This is a genomic window from Priestia sp. P5, from assembly GCF_029522155.1.
Classification (GTDB): domain Bacteria; phylum Bacillota; class Bacilli; order Bacillales; family Bacillaceae_H; genus Priestia; species Priestia megaterium_E.
In genome coordinates this window covers 2,486,170-2,511,689 of sequence record NZ_JAKWFJ010000001.1, presented here as the reverse complement: position 1 = coordinate 2,511,689, position 25,520 = coordinate 2,486,170, and the positions used below count along the sequence as shown (strand labels likewise).

The following is a 25,520-nucleotide window of genomic DNA, read 5'->3' as shown; positions in this document are numbered from 1 at the left end:
CACGTTATTGGAAGAGATAAAACCTATTTCATGAAATTGAGTTAAAAAGTCTAACATAGAAAAAGAGGGAAAAGTGCTTTTATTTTTAAGGGAAATCTGGTGAAGGATAAGCAGGAAGAACCTTTAGTTAGCCTTTTTCCTGCATCGTTTTTTTGACCTTTTAAGATACAGTGCAAACTGCAAAAAGCCTAGATCTTAAACAGCTAAGATCCAGGCTTTTTGCATACATAAAAATAGAGAAATTTAAGATGAAAGACGTTCTTTTTGTTTTTCATAAACAGAAGTAGACTCGTTCCATGTATATCGACCATCTTGTAATTGAATGGTTGCGCTGAATGGACAGTCTATTGACGTTTCTGCGTCATCTAAGCTACTTTCAAGTAAACTTTTTTTAAATCGAAGCAAATCTTCTTTTGAAGCAACTCGAAAAACCATTTCTAACGTAAGATCATCGTCTATTGCATTGTGTAATTGACTAATACTTTTGCGGAATTCTTTATTATATTGGAGCATAATTTTAATATCTGCTACGCAAGCAACACCAAACACATCTTTCACAACAGACTCAACCGTTAACTGTGTTGTCGAAGCATATGTTGAAATATTACGCTGTGGATTTTCTAAATAATAAATCGTTTCTACAGGATGTCTCGTGATAAGCACCTCTTTCCTATTCTTAAGTATACAGGAAAAAAGAATGGAATGGGGAAAGATTTTTAGGAAAGGAGTCCTGACATACATAAAAAGACTGTTTGTAATAGGAAAGAGAGTTATAAATTGAGGGCTTTTCGCTTATCATTTTTGCTATAACCTTAAATCAACGAATTCTGTGCAACTTCCTATAAGATTTGATAAAATAAAACTCTACGTCTCAATTCTTTCCAATGGATCCCTCAACTACTATTTCTACTTATTTTAAAGGAGGACGCTATTTTGCAATTTGAACAAGCTTTAACACATTTACAGTCCTATTTTGGCTATGATTCATTTCGAAAAGGACAGGAAGAGTCGATTCGTTATGTTTTAGAAGGGCACAATACCGCTTGTATTATGCCAACAGGAGGAGGGAAATCGCTTTGTTATCAAATTCCTTCATTATTACTAGAAGGTACAACACTGGTGATTTCTCCGTTGATTTCCTTGATGAAAGATCAAGTGGACACGCTGAATGCAGCTGGTATTCCGGCTACGTATATTAACAGCTCGCTGACGCACACGGAGGTGCAGCAGCGCTTAGAAGAAGTCGCGCTTGGCGAATATAAGCTGCTTTATGTAGCGCCGGAACGACTGGAGTCTCCGCAATTTTTAGAACAGCTTCAAATGCTTCCTATTCCGCTTGTAGCGGTAGATGAAGCGCACTGTATTTCACAGTGGGGTCATGATTTCAGACCTAGTTATTTGCGTATCAATGAACTAATCAGCAAGCTGTCTAACGCTCCAATTGTGATGGGGCTGACGGCGACGGCGACGCCTCAAGTGCGTGAAGATATTTGCCGAGCTCTTCATATTAACGAAGAGTACACGGTGATGACGGGGTTTGAACGTGAAAATTTATCGTTCGCCGTGGTAAAAGGTCAGGATCGAATCAGCTATATCGAGCAGTATATCCGTAAAAATGACCAAGAAGCAGGAATCATCTATGCCGCTACGCGTAAAGATGTTGAAGAGCTTCATGCTAGATTGCAAAAGTCAGGAGTTAACGTATCAAAATACCATGCTGGTATGAATGGGAACAGCCGTGATGAAGAGCAGAACCGCTTTCTGCAAGATGATGTGCAGGTGATGGTGGCTACCTCTGCCTTCGGAATGGGGATTGACAAATCAAATATTCGCTTTGTTCTTCACTATCAGCTTCCGAAAAATATGGAAAGCTATTATCAAGAAGCGGGCCGTGCTGGTCGTGACGGACTGCCAAGTGAGTGTATCGTGCTTTATTCACCTCAGGATATTCGCGTGCAGCGCTTTTTAATTGAACAGTCAACGTCGAATCCTAAAAAGCAAATTCAAGATCTTGAAAAGCTGCAAAGTATGGTGAACTACTGTCATACAGAAGGATGTTTGCAGGCGTATATTCTTCATTATTTTGGAGAAAGTGAAGCGCATGAGTGCGGCCGCTGCAGCAACTGTACGGATGATCGTGTGGAAATAGACGTAACGGTTGATACGCAAAAAGTATTATCTTGTATGATTCGTATGGGCGAACGCTTTGGTAAAATGATGATTGCTCAAGTATTAACGGGCTCTCGAAATAAAAAAGTAGTTGATTTTGGTTTTGACAAGCTGAAAACGTACGGCGTCATGAGCGACCGATCGGCTAAAGAAGTAAGCGATTTTATTGAGTATTTGATTTCAGAGCAGTTTATTTTAGTAGGACAAGGGTCATTTCCTACCTTATCCGTAGCGGCCAAAGGAAAAGGCGTGCTTCTTGGTACGGAAAAAGTAATGAGAAAAGAACAAATGGAAGTGAAGCAAATTGTCCAAGACGACGAGCTGTTTGCTTATTTGCGCTCCGTTCGAAAGCAGCTGGCAGACGAAGCCGGCGTGCCTCCTTTTGTTATTTTCTCAGACGATACTCTTCATGATATGTGTACAAAACTTCCGGTAACTCTTGAACAGTTCGCCACTGTAAAAGGAGTGGGAGAACAAAAGCAAGAGCGATACGGAGAACGATTCACAGCTGAAATCAAACAGTTTTGTGAAGAACATCCAGACCGAAAGCGAGAAGTGTCAGCGCATGCTCCGAAAAAAGCAAGAGCTTCATCAAAAGAAGGGTCTCATTTAGTAACATATGAGCTATTTCAGCAAGGAAAATCGTTAGATGAAATTGCTGCAGAACGTGAATTGAGCCGCATTACCATTGAAAATCATTTGTTTAAATGCGCCGAAGAAGAAAAAGAAATTGACTGGTCACCTTTTCTTTCGGATGAAGACGAACAGCTTATTTTAGAAGCTGCTTCCTCAGTGGGCGATGAAAAGTTAAAGCCAATCAAAGAAGAATTACCTGAAAATATCACTTATTTTATGATAAAAGTAGCTCTGTTTAAACAAAAAATGAAGCAGCTATCTTGAACAAAAAGCTCCTATTTAAGGAGCTTTTTTATGTTGAATAAGCGAGTTTACTGATAAAATAAAAGATATAAATGTTAGAAAAATCAGATTAAATAAAAAGGAGGAATGAATAAGAATGATTGAACGAGAGCTTGAAGCTATTTTGCATGCTTCTAACGACAATATCGTCATCACTGATGAAAAAGGGTGTATTTTACGAGCGAGTCAAAACTGCCGTGATATATACGGGTATGACGTGTCAGAGTTAGTGGGACAAACCGTATACGAATTGCAAGACCGCGGGATATTTTCACCTTCTGTTACGATTGAAGTGTTAAAGAAAAAGAAAGAAGTACAGCTGATGCAAAAAACAGAAACGGGTAAAGTTGTAATGGCAACCGGTATTCCCGTGTATGATGAATATCGGTGTATGAAAAGAGTAATCAGCTTTTCACATGATTTAACAGAGCTTCAGCGCTTAAAAGAAGATTATCAGCAGCTCGAAGTGAAAATGAAAACATATCAGCTAGAAGTGGAAGAGCTTCGGGAACAGCAGTCAAATGATATGGTCATACGAAGTGAATCGATGAAAAAAGTATGGTCTATTATTAATCGCGTGGCAGACAGCGATGCAACGGTTGTGCTGCTAGGTGAATCGGGTGTTGGTAAAACGGCTTTTGCCCGTGCTTTACACTATGGAAGTGAACGAAAAAAAGAGCCGTTTATTGAAATCAACTGCGGAGCCATTCCGTCTAGTTTGTTTGAATCTGAAATATTTGGATACGAAGCAGGCTCTTTTACAGGTGCAAGTACAAAAGGGAAAATAGGAAAGTTTGAATTAGCACATAACGGCACGCTTTTTTTAGATGAAATAGGGGAACTTCCCCTTGATATGCAAGTGAAGCTATTAAAGGTGCTGCAAGAAAAAACAATCACCAAAATTGGCAGTGAACGCGTCAAACACGTAAACTTCAGGCTTATTGTAGCCACAAATCAGCCGCTTGAAGAAATGGTCAGAAAAGGAACGTTTCGAGAAGATTTATTTTATCGTTTACACGTTATTCCAATCACCATTCCTCCGCTTCGCGAGCGAAAAGAAGACGTCACGGCTCTGCTTTATCACGTGTTACATAAACAAAATGAAAAATATAACATGAAGAAATTTTTTCATGCAGAAGCATTAAATCAATTAGTTGAACATCAGTGGCCTGGAAATGTGCGCGAGCTTGAAAATACAATTGAACGTCTTGTATTAACAACGGATGAAAACATCATATCGCCTCAAGACCTCCCGTTTTATTCAGAAAATACCCGAAGTGAAAAAGAAGAATGGGAGGCCCTTGATACGTTAACCTCTCAGGGAATGACGCTTCAGCAAGCACTTGCAGAAGTGGAGAAAAATTGGCTGATTCGTGCTTATCGCCAGTGTCAAACGACGTATGAAATGGCAGATGCATTAGGAATCAGTCAGCCTACGGTTGTAAGACGTTTACGAAAGTACAATATTAAATAAGAAAAATTTAATTCAAAATGAATTAACTGATTCAATAATGAATCGGTTTTTTTGTTTTGATTCTATTATGAATTAAAAATCGTACATAATTGCATGAAATAAGGCGATAAAAATTGGCATACATTTTGCATTAATAAAAAGTATCTAAATAAAAAGCGTCAGTATCTAAAATGATGATATGGCGCTAATGAATGAAACTCATTAGGAGGAACAAATCATGCCAAAATATCAGCCGAAAAATTCATTTGAATCTCCGCGTTTTTGCGGACCTCGGACGTTTATGAGACTTCCGTACGTAGAACAAGTAAATTCAGAGATGGATTTTATTGTGACGGGTATTCCATTCGATTCAGGGCAATCTTTTAGAACAGGAGCACGCTTTGGACCGGAAGCTATTCGAGATTTCTCCATTTTGCTTCGCCCGTACAACCCAGAACAAAAGATTAATATTTTTGATTACATTTCAGGCGTGGACTACGGCGATTTATCAGTGGTTCCCGGATATATTTTAGAAACATATAAAAAAATTGAAGAAGGGCTAGCACCGGTTGTGAATGAAGGTATTATTCCTATTTCACTAGGCGGTGATCATTCGATGACGCTTGGTGAGCTTCGTGCCATCGCGAAAAAGCACGGACCCGTAGCGCTTTTGCAGTTTGATGCTCATTCTGATACGTGGGATAGTTATTTTGAACAAAAATACAATCACGGTACCGTATTCAGACGAGCAATTGAAGAAGGGTTAATCGATGTGTCGCGCTCGATTCAAATCGGTATGCGAGGCGGTCTATACGGTATTGAAGATTTAGAGGATGCAAAGAACTTAGGTTTAGCTCTGTATACGACAAATGAATATAAAAAATTTGGCGTTGAAAGAATGCTAGACATTATTCATGAGCGTGTAGGGGAAGGACCCGTGTTTCTTTCGTTTGACATCGACTTTTTAGATCCAGTTTACGCGCCGGGAACGGGAACACCTGAAGTCTCAGGTGCAAGTATTGACGATGCGCTTCAATTTGTTCGAGGCTTAACAAATATTGATTTTGTCGGTTTTGATTTAGTAGAAGTACTGCCAGCTTATGACCATGGGCAAATTACAGCAGCAGCGGCCGCTAACATTGTCTATGAATTTATCACGCTTATTGCGTTAAGAAAAAAAGAAAAAGAAGAAGAAGCGCTGCTAGTGAAAGCACGCGACTGAATATAAAGAAGGGGGTAAAAGTGGGAAGGTAGTACTACCTTCCCACTTTTATATAAGAGTTCTCTATAGGGAGTGTTTGACTATAAAAGGAGAAGCAACAACAAACACTTACCAATCCAGCCTCAGATAAAGTAATAACATGTATTTGATTCTGTAAGGGGTCTTTCCTATAATAAATGTAGGAAAACTTTCCAAAGGAGAATTTTATGCTCGAATTAGAGGCTATTCAAAGCAGGGCCATTGAAAAAACTAAACATACATTACTACAGGATATAAAAAGCGTATTAGGTGAACAAGACGAATGTCCGGATTTTGAGACTTATTTAACAGACAGGCACTCTTTTATTAAAAAGGCCTGGGGGACTACATGGAGAAAAGCAGTTGTTTCTTCTGTATCTAAAAAAAACAGAAAGTCATATTTAACAGAGAAAGGCTTTGAGGTAAAAGGGTATAAACCTCAAGCTATCGATAAGTTATTTGCTAAAGAAACGAGAAAAGGTATAGAGTTTGATGCTTTTTCTTGGTTAGAAAAGCACTACGGAGAGGGTAATAAAGCGGAATGGCTATCACTATACGGAGAAGCAAGAGCTGAATTTGCTAAAAAGGAAGAAGAAAGAAAAGAGAAAGACAGACAGCAAAGTATTAATGATCGAAAAGCTAGATATCAATTACAGTTAAATTTAGAAGCGGCTCCTATTTTGGAAGTAAACAAAGAGCTGTATTACCTACATATAAGAGAAAAGCTTTCACATCAGCTATCAAAAGACATTAAAACAAACTCAAAGTATATTGAAAACTATGCGCCGCGTACTGAGCTTGAAGATGAATTAATAGAAAACGGTGATTTAACACGTCATGATTATGAAACGGTTCATGACTTTTTTCAAGAGCTCACCGGGAACGTAAGCTCAGAATTAGACAGATATTCAACGATTATCTTGTTTGAAACGTATGAAGATGTATACGAAGTATTTATCACCGATAAGATTTATGAAATCATTCCAACTATGATTATGGATGATCTTCCTGCTTCATTTAAAGAAGAATATAAATCCTATACAAATGCTTCAGTAACAAGAATGGATATTATAAAAGCACTTAGAAGTAATTTATCGGATTTGGTCTATGAATATAAAAGAATGCTCGTAGAAGAAAAGCTTTCCGATGTACTAGAAGTTTCAGATCACAACTTAACGATTGAAGAGCATCAAGAGAGATATCAACAGCAGCTGGAAGAAAGACGATTACAACAAGAACGTGAACTTGAAGAAAAGAAAAAGCTGATTGAAGAAGAACAGCGACAGTTAAATTATATTTTTGGTGCAGAATACGAAATGGACCCAAGAAAAGAAACGGAATACATTCTTCATCTCGGTGATACAAACACAGGAAAAACGTATACGGCATTAAAGTCATTAAAAAAAGCTGCTTCGGGTAGTTACTTAGCGCCGCTTCGCCTGTTAGCTTTAGAAGTTTTTGAAAAGCTGAACAAAGACGGAGTCCCTTGTTCGTTAAAAACAGGTGAAGAAGAAAAGATTGTTGAAGATGCTCAGCACATGGCCGGTACGGTAGAAATGTTTAGTGAATTAGAGCATGGCGATGTAACCGTAATTGATGAAGCGCAGATGATTCAAGACAGAGACCGAGGGTTTTCATGGTATAAAGCCATCACCCGAGCCAATGCCAAACAAGTTCATGTTATTGGGAGTTTAAGCATTCGAAGTATGTTAGAAGAGATGTTAGACGGTGTGATCTCAGAAATTTATGAGTATGAAAGAGATATACCTTTAAAAGTAGATCTTCGAAAGTTCAAAATTGAACAAGTGAAACCCGCAGATGCTTTAATTGTTTTCTCGCGTAAAAAAGTTCTTCAGACAGCGGCTAAGCTAGAAAAAGATGGTCATAAAGTTAGCGTGATTTATGGAAGTATGCCGCCTGAAACGAGAAGAAAACAAATTGAGCAGTTCATTAATAGAGAAACAAATGTCATTGTATCTACAGATGCGATTGGAATGGGATTAAACCTGCCGATTAGACGAATTGTTCTTTTAGAAAACATGAAATTTGACGGGCAAAAAAGGAGATTGTTGACTTCTCAAGAGTTAAAGCAGATTGCAGGTCGTGCTGGAAGAAAGGGTCTCTATAATGTTGGAGAAGTTGCATTCGCTAAAGATGCAAAGCAAATGAGAGAACTGTTATTTTCGACAGACGAGCAAATCAGTAAATTTTCAATTGCGCCTACTTCAGATATGCTCAGAAGATTTAAAGAATATCATCATGATCTCGGGACGTTTTTTGAGATGTGGGCTAAATTTAAAAATCCAAAAGGGACACAAAAATCAAATCTGGCACAAGAACGTGAGCTTTATGATGAAGTGAAAGACACGCTAATTGAGGCGAAAATGCCAATTGTTGATTTATATGGTTACTTGCAGCTGCCGTTTTCAGCAAAAGAAAGCTCTTTGAAAAAGCAGTGGGTGGCTAGCATGAATGCAATTGTTAACAGAGAAGAATTACCTGAACCAAGGATAATAGAAGGTTCACTGGAAAAATTAGAGCTGTCTTATAAGGCGATTGGCCTGCATCTTTTATTTTTATATCGAATGGATAGAAGACCGGAAGCTATTTACTGGGAACGTGTCCGAGAAGAGCTTACAGATAAAATCCATAACGTATTAAGAAAAGATATGAAAAAATTTAAAAGAACATGCAGTGCGTGTTCTAAAGACCTTCCTTGGAATCATGATCATGCGATATGCGATTCGTGTTTTCATAAAAGATTCCGCAGAAGACACGGGGACACCTACGATTTTAATTACTAAGATGTAGTGATAAAAAAAGAGGCTTGTACAAAATTATGTTAGTTGAAGAAAGATCCGAACGATAAAGTGTTCGGATCTTTTCATTGTGATAGTGAACATAGGTTTCATGTATGTAGAGGCTTCTAGCAGTTGATTGGAGAACAAGGCTCAGCGGCCGCCCGCGGAAAGCGAAGTCTTGCACGGAAATCAACTGCGGTGTAACAAGCACTCCATACCAAATCATTTATCCCATTTGTTCATCTTTAGATGAGATTGATTTAGTTAAGTCTCAACCTCATTTTTCGTATAAGCTTTTCATCTTTTTGTTATAAATTTCTGCGTCAAAGCAGATTTTTGTAGAAAAAAGGCGGAAATGTATAAGCGGTCATCTTGTAAAAAGAGCAATAAATTATTATGATATAGAGTGGAACTGATATTTTAAAGAGTTCCGTGATTTTTTTGTTGGGCGGACGTGTATTGTCTTAGAGTAAGTTTGCTATCATTCATTATGTTAAAAGCAGCACTTTTAAATAGAGATACGGTTCGTAATAGAAGGGAAGAGGATGATGACAAGTCATAACAAAGAAAACAAAGCTGCCGCCGAGCAGTACAGTAAAGGGAAAATTTTGTGGCAATTAACCCGTCCTCATACGTTAACAGCATCGTTTGTACCCGTTTTGATTGGAACAGTTCTAGCCATGTTTTATGGCCATGTGAACGTTTGGATGTTTCTTGCGATGCTTTTTTCATGTTTGTGGATTCAAATTGCGACGAACTTATTTAACGAGTACTATGATTTTAAACGCGGGTTAGACACAGAAGACTCCGTAGGAATCGGAGGAGCCATCGTCCGACACGGAATGAAACCGAAAACGGTATTAAATTTAGCACTGATTTCTTATGGAATTGCTCTTATTTTAGGCGTATATATATGTGCAAACAGCAGCTGGTGGCTTGCTTTAGTTGGTTTAGTAGGTATGGCGATTGGTTATTTGTATACAGGCGGACCGCTTCCAATTGCGTATACGCCGTTTGGAGAATTATTTTCAGGTCTTTGCATGGGTGCGATGTTTGTGTTGATTTCATTTTTTATTCAAACAAATACCGTAACGTCTGAAAGCATCTTTGTATCACTTCCCATTGCGATTTTAGTAGGCGCGATTAATTTGTCTAACAATATTCGTGACATAGAAGAAGATACGAAAGGCGGACGACGTACGCTAGCTATTTTATTAGGCTCTAAAAACGCGATTAGATTTTTAGCTGCTTTGTTTGGCATTGCGTATATTTGGACCGTTGCATTAGTGGTATTCTTCGATATTAGCCCTTGGATTTTCTTAGTGTTCCTTAGTGCACCTAAGCCCATTCAAGCTGTACAAGCATTTGTACGCGGAGAGCTTATTGCGATGAAAGCAACTGCTCAAACCAATACGTTTTTTGGATTTACTTTATCAATTGGATTATTAATTGGCTATTTAGTAAGCTGATTGAGTGGAAAAAGCCTGTCTTTTTAAAGACAGGCTTTTTGTTATGCTCCAGTTATTTTTTCTTTTACTGCGCTAATAAATGCGTTCATATTTTCAGAAGATGAAAAGCTGGCTTGAGCTTGTTTTGGTCCGCCGCCGCCTTTTCCATCGTAAAGTGGAAGCAGCTCTTTATAAAGCTCTCCGCATTTTACTTCATTGCCGCTGTGAGCCAGCAAAACTTTTTGATCACTTGAAAAAGCAAACAGAAGTGTCGTATCAGACGTTTGAAGCAGCTGCTTTGTCAAAGCTTGCACATCTTTTAATGTACGGTTTTCAAAGTGATGGTACAGAAATGATCCTTCTTTTTTTGCTTCTAGTTCACTTGCTAAATAAGCTGCATTTTCATTTTTTAATTCTTCTAGCTGTTTTTGCAGCTCTTTTTGTTCAGTCTCCAATTTTTTAATGCGTTCTACAACTAATTCACGGCTTGTGCTGAATTTATTGCTAAGTTCTGCTACGATTTCTTGAGACTGCTGATAATCAGCTAATGCACGCATACCGCATTTAAAAAAGAGGCGTGTATTGCCGCGCTGCTTTTCTGTTTTCGTAAGTTTAATAAGGCCAAGCTCTCCAATTTGGTTCACATGAGTACCGCAGCAGGCAGAAACATCAATGCCGTCAATTTCCACAATGCGTACCACTTCGTCTTCTAGCTCGGGCACTTTGCGAAGCGCAAGAGTATGTAAGTCTTCCTTTTTCACTTCGTACGTTTTAATATGACGGTTGCTGTAAATAGCTTCATTTACAACTTTTTCAATGTGTAATAGCTGCTCATGAGATAACTGAGGTACATTCAAATCAATAGAGACAGCGTCGCTTCCTAAATGAAAGCTAACGGTGTGAATATCATATGTATCGATTAATAGAGCCGAAAGTAAATGCTGTCCGCTATGCTGCTGCATATGATCAAAGCGGCGATACCAGTCAATTTCACACGTGACGTTCGCTTGTGCAGGGAGCGTATCAACGAGATGGTATACCTCTCCATCTTCTTCATAAACGTCTTTTACCTCAATTCCGGCAATAGTACCGTAATCAGAAGGCTGTCCGCCGCCTTCTGGATAAAAAGCAGTTTGTTTTAACGTTAAAGCGTAGCCATTTGAAAGAGCGCGCGTCTCTGTCACTTCTGTTTCCCACGTTTTTGTGTAGGGATTGCTATAATAAAGTCTTTCTGTCATGTTCCTCATCCTTTCTAGTAAAACCATATCTAACTTTTTCTATAGTATCAGAAATATGTTTCTTCGAACATGGATAAGCTAACTTGTAACAATAAAACTGGGTGGGACATATGAAAAATACTGTTTATATTTATACGCGGGATTTAAAAAGAATTTTTACCAATTGGGCGATGATTATCATTGTGCTGACGCTTATGATTCTGCCGTCTTTTTACGCATGGTTTAATATAAAAGCATCTTGGGATCCATACGGGCGGACTGAAGGTATTGCCATTGCAGTAACGAGCGAAGACGAAGGTTCTACGATAAGAGGGCAGCACGTAAACGTGGGAAAAGATATTATTGCAACGTTAAAGAAAAATAAAACGCTTGGATGGACGTTCGTCTCCAAAGAAAAAGCTGATCACGGAGTAAAGCACGGTGACTATTATGCAAGTATTGTTATTCCAAAAGATTTTTCACAAAAGCTTGGTACGGTTCTTCAAGATCGTTTGGAAAAGCCGGTCATTATTTACAAAGTAAACGAAAAAATAAACGCCGTGGCGCCTAAAATTACAAGTAAAGGAGCCAGCAGCTTAACACAACAGATTAGTGAAAAATTCGTCAAAACAGCGAATGGAGCCATTTTTTCTGTTTTTAACGAACTAGGTATTACCCTGCAGCAGGATTTGCCGACCATTCAACAAGTTGAACAACGGATTTTTGAGCTTGAAAATCGTCTTCCTGAAATTAAAAAAGTAATTAATGAAGCGAATGACACCACTCAAAAAGCTGGAGCTATTGTATCAAAAGCCCAGGCTGCTCTTCCTGAAGTAGAGAGACTAACAGCTGACGGCGCACAGATGACTCAGCAGCTAAACACTTTTTTAACTAAAAGCGATGAAGTGTTAAAAAACGCTGAGCCAACTATCAGCGAAACGCTGCACCGTGTTCAACAACGAGCTCTCGGAGTTCAAGAATTGAAGAATCAGCTGATGGAAAAAGATATAGCGCCGGCTGAACTCAGCGCAGCAGCGGAACAGCTAAAAGTGCAGTTAACAAAACAAGTTGCTGACACAGGAGAGATCCTTACGCTTCTTACGGATTTAAATGAGGTGTCTCAAGGGAACGTTCTTTCACCGGTTATTAATCAAATAAAAAGTGTACATACGCTTTTACAGCAGCAGCTGTCGGATGTAAACAGTATGCAACAACAAACAAAAAATGGAGATGCACCAGATCCAAGTGTGCTTGAGAAATTCAGTTCTCGCACCGACCAAGCTGTTTCTAAATTAAATACGTTAACGAATTCGTATTCTTCTACGATTGTGCCGGCTGTTGAACAAGCAATCAAAGAAGCGAAAGATAAAACAGCAAGCGCAAACTCACTGCTTGAGGAAGCCAATAAAAGCATGCCGGATGTTTCTAATGTGCTGTCTAAAACAGCGAGTGGCATTTTGCTCGGACAGCAGGAGCTTGCGAAAATAACAAAAGACTTTCCGCGAATTGAACAAAACGTGCACAATATAGCGGATAAGATACGCGAATTTCAGCGAAAAGAAAACATTGAAGATATTATTAATTTGTTAAAAAACGATGTGCAAAAAGAAAGTGATTTTTTTGCTAAACCGGTTCTTTTAAAAGAAGAAAGACTTTATCCTATTCCGAACTACGGATCGGCTATGTCACCGTTTTATACAACGCTTTGCTTGTGGGTCGGGGCTTTGCTGTTAGTTTCAATTTTAAGCGTAGAAGTAGCGGATGAAGAGCGGTTTAAAAGCTATGAAGTCTATCTTGGAAGACTTTTAACGTTTTTGTCTATTGCTCTTGTGCAAGCTTTTATTGTGACGCTAGGCGATTTATTTTTAATCAAAACGTACGTCGTAGATAAAGTGCCTTTTATCTTTTTAGGCTTGCTGTGCAGCTTCGTATTTATGACGATTGTCTATACGCTTGTTGCGATATTTGGCAATGCAGGAAAAGCAATGGCGATTGTTTTGCTTGTACTTCAGCTTTCCGCTGCAGGCGGTACATTTCCGATTCAAGTCGTGCCTGCTTTTTTCCAAGCACTCAATCCGTTTTTACCATTTACGTATGCAATAAGCATGATGAGAGAAGTTGTGGGAGGCATGTTAGCGGATATAGTAAGAAAAGATGTTACCGTTCTACTTTGCATTTGGCTTGGCGTGCTGCTCGTTGGCATTTTCCTTCACAAGCCTCTTAGTAAAACGAGTGCAAAATTAACAAAAAAAGCGCGTGAAAGTAAATTAATTCATTAAAAAAACGTTTTGGGTTTCCAGACAGAACAAAATGCGGTAGTGTAGATATAAAGGAGTGATCAGCATGGGTATATTAGATGGACTATTAGGAAATGCATCAGAAGCAGATATAAGAGGAACTGAAAAAGACTTGCAAAATATCTTAATTGCCAACGAGCGAGTGGAACAAGCTTATAAAGTCATTCGCGATTTAATGGTGTTTACGACGAAACGCTTAATTATCGTTGATAAGCAGGGAGTGACGGGAAAGAAAACAGATTATCATTCCATTCCTTATAAGACGATTACACATTTTAGCGTTGAAACGGCGGGAACGTTCGACTTAGATGCAGAATTAAATATTTGGGTATCGGGCTCTAGCGCGCCGATCTCAAAAGAATTTCGTAAAGATAAAAGCATTTACGACGTGCAAAAAATATTAGCATCTTATGTGTTAGATTAAAAAAGTTGAGCCATGAAAAACTGGCTCAACTTTTTTTATGTGTGTAAAACGAGAAAGCATAGCAGTCTTGCATACAGTCATTTGAAAATAAGCAGGCTGTTGTCTCTCCATATTTATTCACTTCACTCATTACTGAAATGCATGAAAACGATTTACATAATGAATTATACAGAATAAAAAAACCGTGATATGCTTTTTTTAGAGAAAAAAGGAAGTGACCAACTGTGAGCTATACCGTAATTGGAACATCAGCTTTTCGCAAAACAAATGTTGCGCTTTTTGCAGCAGGCTTCAACACATTTTCGATTTTATATTGTACACAGGCCATTTTACCCGAGTTTTCTAAAGAATTTGGAATATCCCCGGCTTTTGCGAGTTTATCTCTTTCGTTAACAACCATCACGCTTGCTGTTAGTATGCTTTTTTTAGGTTCTTTATCGGAAGTGTGGGGACGAAAGAAACTGATGGGACTATCGTTAATTTTTGCGTCATTGCTATGCATCATGACAGCATTTAGCTCTACCTTTGAAACGCTGTTAGTTTTTCGCGTTATTCAAGGAATCGTGTTAGCAGGGCTGCCTTCTGTGGCCATGGCTTACTTAGGAGAAGAAATTGAACCCGGGAGTTTAGGAAAAGCGATGGGGATTTATATAAGCGGAAACGCCTTTGGAGGCGTAGCGGGAAGACTTATGACAGGAGTGCTCACGGAGTATTTTAACTGGTCGGTAGCTCTTGATGTTGTAAGCGCAATCAGCTTATTGGCCACATTTGTTTTTTTTATGAACTTGCCTGATTCACAGAACTTTACTTCTCGGTCATTTGAACTTAGGCAGCTTACTGGCTCTCTTCGCAGTCATCTTCAAGATAAAGGGATGCTTTGTCTTTTTGCTATTGGTTTTGCACTGCTTGGAAGTAACGTAGCTTTATACAATTATATTGGATACGCTTTATCCGCTCCTCCGTATTCTTGGAATCATACGCTTGTAAGTTTTATTTTTGTTATTTTCTTTGTAGGAGTATTCAGCTCAGTCTGGATGGGGACGCTGGCGGATCGATACGGTCGGAAAAAGGTACTGTTATGTACGATTGCTGTTACGCTTATAGGTTCAATCGTTACGCTGCATCCGGTTTTATGGATAAAAATTACCGGGCTTTTGCTGCTGACTTTTGGCTTTTTCGGAAGTCACTCCATCGCAAGCAGCTGGGTAGGAAGAAGAGCAACGCATGACAAAGCGCAGGCTTCGTCTTTATATTTATTTTTTTACTATGCAGGATCAAGCATTGGAGGGACTGTGGCTGGCTTATGCTGGAGCGCGTACGGCTGGAAAGGTGTGATTGCTCTAATTGGTGTGTTTCTTACAACAGCCTTTTTCTTAGCTGTTCGTTTATCAAAAATGCCGGCTCAGCAGACGCATGTTCACTAAAAAAAGAATGTAAAGACATGTATGGCTATTATCTTAAAAAATAGGCTGGAGCAAGAGCGTCTTAGCTGAAGGAAAATCCGAACGCGTTTGATTCTTGATTAAGAATCAAACGCGTTCGGATTTTTTTATTTTGATGGTGAGCGCTAGTTTTATGTACTAGCTCCTTTAGCCAGTTTGTTCGTCTTTAGATTGGATTGATTTCGCTATGTCATAATCTCTTTTCTTAGTTTAAAAGCTGAATAAAAAGCTCCGCTACTTTTTTATGAGCGCTGTTAGCGGGATAAATATAAGAAAAACGACGCTTAAAAGGAGCGGTGTTCACGTTGAGAATCGACAGGTGCCTTTGTTCTACATCTTCTTTAATAGCACAAAGCGACAGTACAGACATTCCTAAATTGTGAACAATCGCTTCTTTAATTCCTTGATTGCTGCTGATCGTTAGCATGCTTTTCATTTTTAAACCGTTGGACATTAGAACGTGATCTAAATATTCTCTTGTTCCAGAACCTTTTTCACGCGCTACCCACCGCTGATTTTGTAAATCATCAATTTCTACTTTTTTAAGCTGAGCTAAGGGGTGATCCACTGACGCAACGATGGCAAGTTCATCGTCCATAAAGGACTGAATATGTAAGTCGGACTCTTCCGTGTGACCTTCAATAAGCCCTACGTCCACTTTGAAATGACGAACAAGCTGAGCAATTTCCTTTGTATTACCGATAGTCACTTCTACATCAATATCAGGATATTGTTCACGAAGCTTTGCTAAAAAAGAAGGAAGGATATATTCACCAATCGTAAAACTGGCGCCAATCGTTAGCATTCCTTTGACACGGTGATGGTGTTCGTAAATATCTCGTTTCGTATGCTCATATATTTGAATCATTTGTTTAGCACGATCGTATAAAATTTCGCCGCTGGGTGTGATTTTTAACATTTTAGGTGAACGCAGGAACAGGGAAGTTTGAAATTCTTTTTCGAGATTTTTGATGTGTACGCTTACGCTTGGCTGTGAAATCATTAATTTTTCCGCAGCTTTTGTAAAGCTTTGCTCTTCTACAACAGAAACAAACGTCTTTAACGCATCATAGTACATAGAGTATGGCTCCTTTTATATTAAAAAAATTAATTATAAACATTATAAAACATTATTATGGTAATAACTAGAGGCACTTGGTTAAGAAAAGTAAAACAAGGTGCTGACTTAAAGGAGTATGTTTGCTTATAACGAAGGAAGCCTGCGCAATTTGTTTACAGTTATTTTTATTTCATCTATAAAGCTATTAAACACTTTTTTGTCATCTATTTGTAACAAAAGTAAAAAAAGTACTTGTTTTTTCCAAAAAACATACTATAATATTAACTGTAATACGATAAGTAATACAGTTAATACACCTAGTACACACATCATGATTTTGGGTAGATGAAGGGAGGCAGACTATGTTCGATTTAGATATTCGTAGTCGTAAGCCGATATACGAGCAATTAGTAGATAAATTGAAAGAGCTTATTATCCATGAAGTCTTTAAGGCCGATCAAAAGCTTCCATCTGTTCGGCTGCTAGCAAAAGAATTAACGATTAATCCAAATACAATTCAAAAAGCGTATCGTGAACTAGAACATCAAAACTATATTTATTCAGTTCCAGGCAAAGGAAGTTTTGTAACGCCTCAAGTTGATACACTAAATAACGAGAAGGTGAAAAAGATGAAAGAAGAATTAGTAAAGCTGTTGGCAGAAGCTATGTATTTAGGGATGGATAAAGATGAAATTCTATCACTTATTTCACAGGCTGAAAAAGCAGTAAAAGGAGGAAGCGATAGTGATTGAACTGAAGGCGATAAAAAAAGAGTTTGAAGAAATGGAAGCTCTAAGAGACGTCACGCTTTCTATAAAAAAAGGATCTATTTACGGACTGCTTGGCTCCAACGGAGCAGGAAAAACAACGCTATTAAAAATCATTGCAGGTATTTACAAGCAGGATCACGGAAAGATTGCCATAGACGGCGAGGAAGTATTCGAAAACGTTGGCTTAAAAGAACGTCTTATTTTTATGCCAGATTCTCTTTATTTTTTCCCTCAAACAACGATTAAGCAATTAGCGTCTTTTTATAGAAGCGTCTATCCGACTTGGAACGAAGAACGGTTCCAAAAATTAAAAGAAGCTTTCCCAATTCAATTACATAAAAAGGTACATAGAATGTCCAAGGGAATGCAGCGTCAAGTAGGATTTTGGTTAGCGCTGTCTGCTATGCCTGATGTACTTATCTTAGATGAGCCGCTCGACGGTTTAGATGCGGTAATGCGTCAAAAAATCAAAAACCTTCTTGTTCAAGACGTGGCAGAACGGGAAATGACGATTTTAATTTCGTCACATAACCTGCGAGAAGTGGAAGATCTGTGTGATCATGTAGGCATCTTGCATCACGGTCAATTATTAATTGAAAAAGAGCTGGATGATTTAAAGTCTGATGTGCACAAAATTCAAGTTGCATTTGAAGGGGATGTGCCGCTAGCGCTTTATGACACGCTAGACATTTTATATCAAGAAAAACGAGGCAGTGTCTTGCTTTGTATTGTTCGAGGGAAAGAAAATCACTTAGTAAACAAAGTCCGATCGTATAAGCCTTTAATTTTTGACATCTTGCCACTTACGCTGGAAGAAATCTTTATTTATGAAATGGGGGATGTGGGTTATGCAATCGAAAACATCATCGTTTAACCGCGGCATGTGGATTCAATCCATGAGAAACGTGGGATGGATTGGGCTTGTATACTTGCTAGTACTGCTGTTCGCTTTACCTTTACAACTGATTTTTACTTTCACAGGAAAGGTAGAGCCTTATATAGAAAAACCAGATACGCTATTTAACGTATTGGACGGGCTGGAATTTGTGTTTATGTTTGTTGTACCAGTGTTACTTGGTATTTTCCTATTTAGATATATACAAACGAAGATTGCGGCTGACTATATTCATAGTTTACCAATTAAGCGTTCTACGCTGTTTCATCAAAATATGCTTCTGGGCGCGTTGGTTTTAGTTGTTCCTATTTTAATTACGGGAGTCGTTACTTTTGCCGTTAAAGGAGTTTTAACCGTTGAGGATGTTTATACAACAGGAGATGTTCTAAGCTGGGTCGGTTACAGTATTTTAATTAATTTATTTGTGCTGACTGGAACTGTTTTAGCGGGAATGTTCACCGGAATGTCTGTCCTCCAAGGAATCTTTTTATATGTTCTATTTCTTCTACCCGGCGGAATCTCTTATTTAGCTATATCCAATGTAAAGTTTTACTGGTACGGCTATGCGTATGACTATTACGTGAACAAAAATGTTGACAGCCTTGTTCCGTTTTCACACGTAGCGCAAATGGTAGCTCATAAAAGCTTTTCTACTAGTGCATTTGTTTATATTGGACTCATTGTCTTATTTTACATCATTGCTTTAATCACCTACCAAAAAAGAAAAGTAGAAGCTGCTACGCAAACCATTTCAGTTAGCTGGTTAAAACCGGTATTCGTATACGGAGTAACCGCTTGTTCACTCATGTTAGGCGGATTTTACTTTATTAGCATGAAAGGTGAATTTTCATGGATGATCGTGGGCTATATTATTGGTTCATTAATAGGCTATACAGTTGCTCAAATCATTTTAAATAAAACGTGGCGTATCTTTACGAAATGGAAAGGGTATCTAGGCTTTGTTATAGCTGCAGCTATCGTTGGCTTTATCATTCATCTAGATGTGTTCGGCTATTCTACTAAAGTGCCAGCAGCTTCAGAGATTGAAAGTGTATATTTCGATGAAGATATATATCCATTGACTGATAAACCTGAAAACTATGCAAATGGAATGAATGGCTATTATGAAGCTCCATATTATTATACAAGTAAAGAAACGATTCAGAGTGTTCGTCAGCTGCAAAAACAAATTACAGCATCTAAAGATAAGAAGCTGGATCCTGATAAACAAAGTGAAATAGAAAGCAGAAACGGGAAAATAGCTGTATTTGCTTATAAATTAAAAAATGGAAAACAAATGGTCCGAGAATACTTTATTCCATTTTCAGACTATAAAGCTTTTTATAAAGAAATTGCAGAAACAAAAGAATACAAAGAAAATTTCCATCCGCTTTTACGAACAAAAAACACGGATAAGATTAAAAGCGTGAGTTTTTCTGTTCCAGGAAAGTCAAATTCAATCAATATTACAAATCCAGATAAAGTACAAGAACTTATACACGTAGTCAAACAGTCGATGATGAACGAAACGTTTGATGAAATGTACAGCACAAAAGAAAGCTGGGCTTCAATTGAGTTTATGGATGGAAAAGGACAGTACGTACAAACTGCTTCTTGGGATAAGTCTTATAGCGAAGTAGAAGCATGGCTGAAGAAAGAGCATTTATATGAACGTGCTCGCCTGATGCCAAAGGATGTAGAAAAAACCGAAGTGTTTAAAAATTCTTCTCATCTTAAAATCGATTATCGTCTTCAAGAAGAGTTTACATCTTTAACGAAGGATGAGAAAGCAATTAAAGTAAAAAACAATCAGCAGGTAGAAACACTTCTTCAACATGCGAACTTACGAGACACGGGAGATTATCTTGTTGCTTTTTATTACAAAGATCAAGTAGATACTCCTCAGATTTACATGTTGAATGAAAATGAACTGCCAATCGAACTAAAAGAAAAACTAAAATAACAAGGGAGAACTTATTATGTGCGGCGAGGAATTGCAAGATTATTTAAATCAGGTGCTGGCTTATTTATTAAAAAATGGCGTGAATAGACAAGACGCTGAAGATATTACGCAAGAAGTAGCATTAAAATATTTAGAAAAACAAGAAATGGTCGATCCTGAAAAAATAAAAGCTTGGATGTTTCGCGTCGCATTAAATAAACGGTGTGATTTAGGAAGGCGTAAAATAGTGAAAGACCGCTATACGTCTTCTTACAAAGAAGAACCCGTTATGTATACGCCCATTCAGCAGGTGCTCAGAAATGAAGAAGCGGCTGAATGTCAGGCGATTTTAAATCAATTGAATCCTAAGTATCGCAACTTGCTTCTATTAAAATACGGATTAGGGTTTAAATATGAAGAAATTGCCGAGTTATTAAATATGCAGATGACTACGTTAAAATCAGCTCTTTACCGCGCGCGCAAATACTTTGTAAAGGGATATAATGAAGTCATTTAATATAAATGAAACAGCAGTAGTTTGTGAAAAAGAACTTTTTTACACAAACTACTGCTGTTTTTTTCGTATTTTTCTTCTTTGGACGGCATAGATAATCAAACTGATCGCACAAAAAGCTAAAGTGATCTCAATCACATCAGTATAAGAAGATGTCGTATTAAAAAAGGAACCGAAAATAAATAAAGCCAGCGTCCAAATGAAACCAAAAGAAAATGAGACTTTAATGTAATGACGATGCTTCATTCCGCTTGCCCCGAGAAAAAAAGGCATCACATGTCGCATTCCTGGTAAAAAGTAGCTTGCGATGATGGCGTGAGATCCATATTCTTGAATCGTTCGCTCAACTTTCATGACATTCTTTTCCCATCGCGGGCGTTTTAATAGCGCAAGCGCCTGAGCTGAAAAAAGACTGGCTATCAAAAATTTGAGGTATAAGCTAAGCATCATGCCGCTGTAGGTAAGTATAAAAGCTGGAATATACTGAACGGATGGAGACGTAGCCTGACTCCCTGCAAGCATAATATATACTGGGTCAGGAATGGGAGTAAGGTTGGCTCCGACTAAAATGATAAAAAAGAAATATCCGTAGCCTAATTGGTTAATGGCTCCGATAAGCTGATCAATCACGTTTTCTTCCTCCTTTCTTCATTAGAATACGAGAGAGTGACACACAGTGTTCGCTCAAAATAAAAATAAAGTATAGGTGCGCACAACTTAGGAAAAAAGAGTTATAATAAATAAGAATGTACGTTCTTCTTTCGGGGTTTAATTATACAGAAAGAGGTGATAGTATGAAAATGATGTACCCTAAAAACGGCAAAGTTATTCTTCATATTGATGCCAATGCTTTTTATGCATCTGTTGAAACCGCACATGATCATACGCTCAAAGATAAGCCTCTTGCTATTGCTGGCAATCCAAAAGAACGAAGAGGAATTGTTGTAACCTGTAACTATATTGCTCGTAAACGCGGAGTGTATGCGCCTATGCCTCTTTGGGAAGCGAAAAGAAAATGCCCTGAGCTGGTTGTTATAAAACCTAATTTTCCATTATATCGCCAAGTGTCCAAAAACATGTTTGAATATTTAGTAACCATTTCACCTCTTTTAGAGCCCGCTTCAATTGATGAAGGCTATTTGGATATTACAGACTGTGCTGAATTAGGCTCTCCTCTTGACATAGCAAAGTCAATTCAGCAGCATTTAATACAGACGCTGCAAATTCCTGTGTCAATTGGAATCGCGCCGAATAAATTTTTAGCCAAAACGGCAAGTGATATGCAAAAACCTTTAGGAATTACCGTCCTTCGAAAAAGAGATGTCCAAACCGTTCTTTGGCCAAAAGCCGTAGAGGAAATGCACGGAATCGGTAAAAAAACAGCTGAGAAGCTAAATGCGATTAAGATCGTGACTATCGGTGATCTAGCAAAAGCCGCTCCCGGTCTTCTTAAACAAACTCTCGGAATAAAAGGAGAAGTTATGAAAGAACGAGCATGGGGCCAAGATGACCGACAGGTGAACCCTGACCGCCAATCACAGTTTAAATCTATTGGAAACTCTACGACGCTATCTCAAAATGCAGTAGATGAACATGAAGTTCTCCCTATTTTAAATAAACTATCGCATTCTGTAAGCTCTCGTATGAAAGCGAAAAAAGTTGTAAGCAAAACGATTCAGTTAACGATACGATACAGTGATTTTAAAACCATTACTCGAAGCCAAACTATTTCAAAAGCAATTAGCGAGCCAAATGATCTTTTTCATTACAGTGCGGTATTATTTCAAAAGCATTGGAACGGAGAACCGATTCGTTTATTGGGCGTAGCTGCTCTTCAAGTGAGTCACCAGCTCCAAGAAGAAGAACAGTTGGATTTGTTTACATACGGAGAACAAGCAAAAAAAGAGCCTTTATACAAAGCGGTCGAAAGTTTGCGTGAAAAATATGGAGATAACATTATTCAAAGCGGTTTAAAAAAACAAAGAGGAAAAGAAGAGAGGTAACTCTCTTTTTTTGTATAAAATAATAGGTTTACACTCATTATAGAAGGGGAAGTACATTACTATCACGGTAATCAAAGTGATTACAAAATGAATTTGATTGCGACTTTTTTAATTGTCTGCAATGAAATTACATAAAATAATCTATGAGGTGATCTTATGTCAGACGCACTATTTACATCTAAAGCAACAGCGGTTGGAGGCCGAGATGGTCGAGTTAAATCAGATGATGGTATTATTGATTTAACCCTTGTAAATCCTTCTCCAAATAACAAAAAAGAAGGAACAAATCCCGAGCAGCTGTTTGCAGCAGGATATTCTGCTTGTTTTGACGGTGCTTTAAATTTAATCGCTAAGAAGCAAAAAAAAGACATTGATTCGTCTATTACTGCAGAGGTAAGTCTACTAAAAGACCACACTGATGATGGCTTTAAAATTGGCGTGGTGTTAAACGCTCATATTAAAGGCGTTTCACAAGAAGTAGCTGAGAAGCTAGTAGAAGATGCACATCAATTCTGCCCGTATTCTAAAGCAACGCGTGGAAATGTTAACGTAACGTTAAATACAACGGCTGAGTAAATAAAAAACGCTTGGATTTTTCTTGAATCCAGGCGTTTTTTTATGTGCAATTTTATATGGTCTATTTTTGATTGTACGTATGCAGTGATTGCAATAACTCCTGCAGCGTTTCTTTCAGCTTTTCTAATTCTCCTTGCGACTTATTCGCCATACTAAAAACTTCTTCTGGAATATGACAAGCTTTATCACGTAAGTTTTTTCCTTTTTCGGTTAAACTAATAAAAACAACGCGTTCATCTTCATGAGAACGCTGACGAATGACTAATTCTTGATCCTGCATTCTTTTTAGCATAGGAGTAAGGGTGCCTGAATCCAAATACAGAAGTTCGCCCATTTTTTTCACGCTGAGCGTTTCATGTTCCCATAAAACAAGAAGGGCTAAATACTGCGGATAGGTTACTCCTAATTTATCGAGCAGCGGCTTGTACACCTTTGTAATTTCTCGAGACGTGGCGTAAATTGAGAAACAAAGCTGATTTTCTAGCTGCAGCTGCTTATAAAGTTGTTCCATTCGTGTTGCCTCCATTCTATTGCTTTTTATTTAATTATACACAATTAAATAGTGGTGTCCAATAACGCCGGATGAAAAAGTAATCAAGCTGTAAATAAAAAATGGGAATTTTACATATACTAAGAAAAAAAGGGAGCTGTGCACATGTATTTTGCAAGAAAAGCCGTAGAAGAAGAAGTAGATCAAATGATGGATACGACTGTATACGCGTGTCAATCTGAATCGTGTAATGGGTGGATGAGAGAAGATTTTGTTACAGTTGATTATAACTGTCCGATGTGCGGAACAGAAATGTCGCAGGAAGTACGCGAGCTGCCGAAAATTAAGTACGATCACCAATTTTATAATAAATAAAAAAAGAAGCAACTGCTTCTTTTTTTATTTTTCACTAAAATTTCATTAAGCTGCGCTAGACTAAGAACCAACATACGATGAAGGTGAGGAATATCAGAATGAATCAAGGGAACTTTTTGAAAGGTTTATTTTGGGGAACCTTGTTTAGTATTCCTATTTGGGTTTCATTGTTTGGCTGGTTCCGCATTTTATCACATCTTGCATAGTTTCGTTTTATGAACCGTCATACGCGCCCTTATCTTTCTATTTCCGCTATAATAAAGGTGATAGAAAAAATAAGGAGCTGTTTTCATGATTCAATATAAAACGGAGCAAATGACGGTTTTTGAAAGCGCGCTATTTCAAACAACATCTGCAGTGATTGAAACAAAAGACTGTGTTATTGTTGTTGATCCAACATGGCTTCCTCACGAAATTAATGAAATTAAACAGCATGTTCAAGACATCTTAAATCATCGCAACCTGTATGTGTTTTTTACTCACGGAGATTTTGATCACGTCATTGGATATGGCGCTTTCTTAGAATTAAATGCCACCTTTATCGGCAGCAAATTTTTAGTACATCATCCGGACAAAGAAGAAAAAGTTCAAATGATTAAGCAGTTTGATCATGACTATTATATAAAAAGATCTCATGATATTATATTCCCGGAGCTGGATATTGTGGTAACCGAAAATGAACAGCATATTACTTTAGGTGAAACATCCATTACCTGTTATTTTGCAAAAGGTCATACAAACGATGGCCTATTTATGATTGTCGATGATTCGATATGGATTGCAGGGGATTATTTATCGGATTTTGAATATCCGTACATATATGAAAGTGTAAACGATTATCGCGACACGCTTGCTGCTGCGCGACATATTTTAGCTAAGCACCAAAATCTAACGCTAGTTCCCGGGCACGGGAAAACGACACATCACCGAGCTGAAATTCAAAGGCGAGTGGAGATGGCCAGCTCTTATTTAGATGAACTGCAAGCGGCAGTGAAAGAAAACAGTAAAGAAGCGCTCGATAAGCTAAATGATAAACTGGCGTTTCCCTCTGATTTCACCGCACAATGTCATCAAAAAAACGTTGAAATTATGAAAAGAGAATTGCTGTTATAGAAATCGAGTGTACAGTCATCCCATCGATATTAAAAGTAAGAAACCGCATCTTCTGTTGGAGATGCGGTTTCTTACTTTCTTTTATTTATCAATTAAATGAAACTTTTTCCTTTTCTATCCGTTTATATAAATAAGAAATTATTTTATTTATAAAGGAGTATAACAATGGGGAAAAACGGTTGTGTAAAATGCGGACATACAGAAGCACAAACAAAAGAAATTGCTACAACGGGAACGGGGCTGTCTAGATACTTAGACGTTCAGCACAATCACTTTACAGTGGTATATTGCACGAGCTGCGGGTATTCAGAGCTATATAATAAATCATCTTCAAGAGGCAGCAATATTATTGACTTATTTTTTGGAGGGTAAA

The 25,520-nt window shown here is 38.0% G+C and carries 22 protein-coding genes; 17 read left to right on the top strand and 5 right to left on the bottom strand.

The features are described 5' to 3' along the window. Positions 1 to 243 precede the first annotated feature (243 nt). Positions 244 to 663 (bottom strand): hypothetical protein, encoded by a 420-nt coding sequence (locus MMB69_RS13445; RefSeq protein ID WP_221783058.1) that lies wholly within the window; start codon positions 661 to 663, stop codon positions 244 to 246. A gap of 270 nt (positions 664 to 933) precedes the next feature. Here MMB69_RS13445 and recQ point away from each other — a divergent pair, with 270 nt between their 5' ends. From recQ to MMB69_RS13420, 5 genes are all read left to right on the top strand, one after another. Next, positions 934 to 3,069 (top strand): DNA helicase RecQ, encoded by a 2,136-nt coding sequence (gene recQ / locus MMB69_RS13440; protein WP_221783060.1) that lies wholly within the window; start codon positions 934 to 936, stop codon positions 3,067 to 3,069. 115 nt (positions 3,070 to 3,184) lie between these two features. After that, entirely contained in the window at positions 3,185 to 4,561 is a 1,377-nt protein-coding gene (locus MMB69_RS13435; RefSeq protein WP_221783062.1) for a sigma-54 interaction domain-containing protein, read from the top strand. Between the two features lie 217 nt (positions 4,562 to 4,778). Then, the gene (gene speB, locus MMB69_RS13430) at positions 4,779 to 5,762 is read left to right on the top strand and encodes an agmatinase (RefSeq protein WP_221783064.1); all 984 of its coding nucleotides are present in this window, start codon (positions 4,779 to 4,781) and stop codon (positions 5,760 to 5,762) included. A gap of 206 nt (positions 5,763 to 5,968) precedes the next feature. Further along, positions 5,969 to 8,584: a helicase-related protein gene (locus MMB69_RS13425; RefSeq protein ID WP_277447861.1), complete on the top strand. Its 2,616-nt coding sequence runs from the start codon at positions 5,969 to 5,971 to the stop codon at positions 8,582 to 8,584. Between the two features lie 545 nt (positions 8,585 to 9,129). Continuing rightward, complete coding sequence (locus MMB69_RS13420; RefSeq protein WP_029321653.1) at positions 9,130 to 10,050, top strand: 1,4-dihydroxy-2-naphthoate polyprenyltransferase; 921 nt, start codon at positions 9,130 to 9,132, stop codon at positions 10,048 to 10,050. Positions 10,051 to 10,091: 41 nt separating this feature from the next. On the opposite strand, the gene MMB69_RS13415 is transcribed toward MMB69_RS13420, so the two are convergent. Continuing rightward, a complete protein-coding gene (locus MMB69_RS13415; RefSeq protein WP_221783067.1) occupies positions 10,092 to 11,267 on the bottom strand; it encodes an alanyl-tRNA editing protein in 1,176 nt (391 codons plus the stop codon). Positions 11,268 to 11,377: 110 nt separating this feature from the next. Here MMB69_RS13415 and MMB69_RS13410 point away from each other — a divergent pair, with 110 nt between their 5' ends. From MMB69_RS13410 to MMB69_RS13400, 3 genes are all read left to right on the top strand, one after another. Then, complete coding sequence (locus tag MMB69_RS13410; protein WP_221812852.1) at positions 11,378 to 13,525, top strand: YhgE/Pip domain-containing protein; 2,148 nt, start codon at positions 11,378 to 11,380, stop codon at positions 13,523 to 13,525. Positions 13,526 to 13,589: 64 nt separating this feature from the next. Then, positions 13,590 to 13,967, top strand: coding sequence for a PH domain-containing protein (locus tag MMB69_RS13405; protein ID WP_221783071.1), 378 nt, complete (start codon positions 13,590 to 13,592; stop codon positions 13,965 to 13,967). A 224-nt stretch (positions 13,968 to 14,191) separates the two neighbouring features. Continuing rightward, on the top strand, positions 14,192 to 15,391 hold the full coding sequence (locus MMB69_RS13400; RefSeq protein WP_221783073.1) for an MFS transporter: 1,200 nt from the start codon (positions 14,192 to 14,194) through the stop codon (positions 15,389 to 15,391). Between the two features lie 223 nt (positions 15,392 to 15,614). Here the strand turns inward: MMB69_RS13400 and MMB69_RS13395 are convergent, their stop codons facing one another. Beyond that, the gene (locus MMB69_RS13395; protein WP_014460182.1) at positions 15,615 to 16,487 is read right to left on the bottom strand and encodes a selenium metabolism-associated LysR family transcriptional regulator; all 873 of its coding nucleotides are present in this window, start codon (positions 16,485 to 16,487) and stop codon (positions 15,615 to 15,617) included. A 344-nt stretch (positions 16,488 to 16,831) separates the two neighbouring features. Here MMB69_RS13395 and MMB69_RS13390 point away from each other — a divergent pair, with 344 nt between their 5' ends. The 4 genes from MMB69_RS13390 to MMB69_RS13375 are packed head-to-tail and all read left to right on the top strand — an operon-like array spanning position 16,832 to position 20,593. Beyond that, the gene (locus tag MMB69_RS13390; protein WP_013083081.1) at positions 16,832 to 17,221 is read left to right on the top strand and encodes a GntR family transcriptional regulator; all 390 of its coding nucleotides are present in this window, start codon (positions 16,832 to 16,834) and stop codon (positions 17,219 to 17,221) included. Beyond that, positions 17,214 to 18,113, top strand: coding sequence for an ABC transporter ATP-binding protein (locus MMB69_RS13385; RefSeq protein WP_048020984.1), 900 nt, complete (start codon positions 17,214 to 17,216; stop codon positions 18,111 to 18,113). Before MMB69_RS13390 ends, MMB69_RS13385 begins: the two co-directional genes overlap by 8 nt. Next, a complete protein-coding gene (locus MMB69_RS13380; protein WP_221783075.1) occupies positions 18,088 to 20,097 on the top strand; it encodes a DUF6449 domain-containing protein in 2,010 nt (669 codons plus the stop codon). The genes MMB69_RS13385 and MMB69_RS13380 overlap by 26 nt, the downstream gene beginning before the upstream one ends. A 16-nt stretch (positions 20,098 to 20,113) precedes the next feature. After that, the gene (locus MMB69_RS13375) at positions 20,114 to 20,593 is read left to right on the top strand and encodes an RNA polymerase sigma factor (protein ID WP_028413409.1); all 480 of its coding nucleotides are present in this window, start codon (positions 20,114 to 20,116) and stop codon (positions 20,591 to 20,593) included. Between the two features lie 48 nt (positions 20,594 to 20,641). On the opposite strand, the gene MMB69_RS13370 is transcribed toward MMB69_RS13375, so the two are convergent. Further along, on the bottom strand, positions 20,642 to 21,220 hold the full coding sequence (locus tag MMB69_RS13370; RefSeq protein ID WP_014460178.1) for a DedA family protein: 579 nt from the start codon (positions 21,218 to 21,220) through the stop codon (positions 20,642 to 20,644). Positions 21,221 to 21,384: 164 nt separating this feature from the next. Between MMB69_RS13370 and MMB69_RS13365 the strand changes: the two genes are divergently transcribed. Together MMB69_RS13365 and MMB69_RS13360 are read left to right on the top strand one after the other, a co-directional pair. After that, positions 21,385 to 22,593: a DNA polymerase IV gene (locus MMB69_RS13365; protein WP_221783077.1), complete on the top strand. Its 1,209-nt coding sequence runs from the start codon at positions 21,385 to 21,387 to the stop codon at positions 22,591 to 22,593. A 156-nt stretch (positions 22,594 to 22,749) separates the two neighbouring features. After that, on the top strand, positions 22,750 to 23,169 hold the full coding sequence (locus tag MMB69_RS13360) for an organic hydroperoxide resistance protein (RefSeq protein ID WP_060745685.1): 420 nt from the start codon (positions 22,750 to 22,752) through the stop codon (positions 23,167 to 23,169). Between the two features lie 61 nt (positions 23,170 to 23,230). On the opposite strand, the gene MMB69_RS13355 is transcribed toward MMB69_RS13360, so the two are convergent. After that, positions 23,231 to 23,680, bottom strand: a complete 450-nt coding sequence (locus MMB69_RS13355) for a MarR family winged helix-turn-helix transcriptional regulator (protein WP_221783079.1) — start codon at positions 23,678 to 23,680, stop codon at positions 23,231 to 23,233. Positions 23,681 to 23,824: 144 nt separating this feature from the next. On the opposite strand from MMB69_RS13355, the gene MMB69_RS13350 reads away from it, so the two are divergent. From MMB69_RS13350 to MMB69_RS13340, 3 genes are all read left to right on the top strand, one after another. Beyond that, positions 23,825 to 24,034 (top strand): cold-inducible protein YdjO-related protein, encoded by a 210-nt coding sequence (locus MMB69_RS13350; protein ID WP_221783080.1) that lies wholly within the window; start codon positions 23,825 to 23,827, stop codon positions 24,032 to 24,034. A 291-nt stretch (positions 24,035 to 24,325) separates the two neighbouring features. Continuing rightward, positions 24,326 to 25,147, top strand: a complete 822-nt coding sequence (locus tag MMB69_RS13345; RefSeq protein ID WP_221783082.1) for an MBL fold metallo-hydrolase — start codon at positions 24,326 to 24,328, stop codon at positions 25,145 to 25,147. A gap of 165 nt (positions 25,148 to 25,312) precedes the next feature. Further along, entirely contained in the window at positions 25,313 to 25,519 is a 207-nt protein-coding gene (locus MMB69_RS13340; protein WP_221783084.1) for a zinc ribbon domain-containing protein, read from the top strand. The last annotated feature ends 1 nt before the right edge of the window (position 25,520 follow it).